Source organism: Rhodococcus sp. YH1, from assembly GCF_009939605.1.
GTDB classification, from domain to species: domain Bacteria; phylum Actinomycetota; class Actinomycetes; order Mycobacteriales; family Mycobacteriaceae; genus Rhodococcus; species Rhodococcus aetherivorans.
This window is the reverse complement of the sequence record NZ_WVTE01000200.1, coordinates 1-616: the sequence shown is the minus strand read 5'-3', so window position 1 is coordinate 616 and position 616 is coordinate 1. Positions and strand designations below refer to the sequence as shown.

Annotated in this window: 1 protein-coding gene; it reads right to left on the bottom strand. The window is 71.4% G+C overall.

The genetic code is table 11. From position 1 onward, the window contains the following. A partial coding sequence (locus AIIKEEIJ_RS14755) for an AMP-binding protein (RefSeq protein WP_161995958.1) occupies window positions 1–452 on the bottom strand: 452 nt, incomplete at its 3' end. Between the last annotated feature and the right edge of the window lie 164 nt (window positions 453–616).

Here is a 616-nt window from a genome sequence, read left to right as displayed (position 1 = left end):
TCGTCGGTGGGCAGCGGGTCGACGGGCGTGCCGGCGTCCATCTCGGCGATCGTGACGACGGGGATGCCCCGCTCGGCGAGCAGCGGCGCGGCGATCTCGAAGGGGGCGCCGAGCACCACGGTGCGGGCGCCGATCATGCCGATGACGACCTCGGTGTCGCGGGCCCACAGGGCCAGGTCGGTGCGCGGGGTGGGCTGGTGCAGCATCGTCACCGAGGCACCGCGCATCCACACGGCCTGGCAGGCGGGGGCGATGTCCACCGGATTCCCGGCGAGGATGCCGACGGCGTCGCCGTGGCCGATGCCGGCCGCAGCGAGGGCACCGGCCATGCGCCGGGCCTGCTCGTGGATCTGCCCCCACGTCTGCCGCCGCGGGGCGTCCGGCTCGCCGGTGACCAGAGCATGCGGCGAGCGAGCCGCGGTCTCGTACATCTCGTCGGTGAATCTGCTCACGAACCACTCCTCACGCCGGATACGACCACGCCCAGGGTGCCCCCGATCCGCGCCGAGGGGGAGTCTCTTCGGCGAATGTGACCGAATCTGACGGAAATCGACATTCAATCGCCGAGTAACATGGACGAGTTGTCTGCGATGCGCGAGCCGCCCGCGCGCATCCA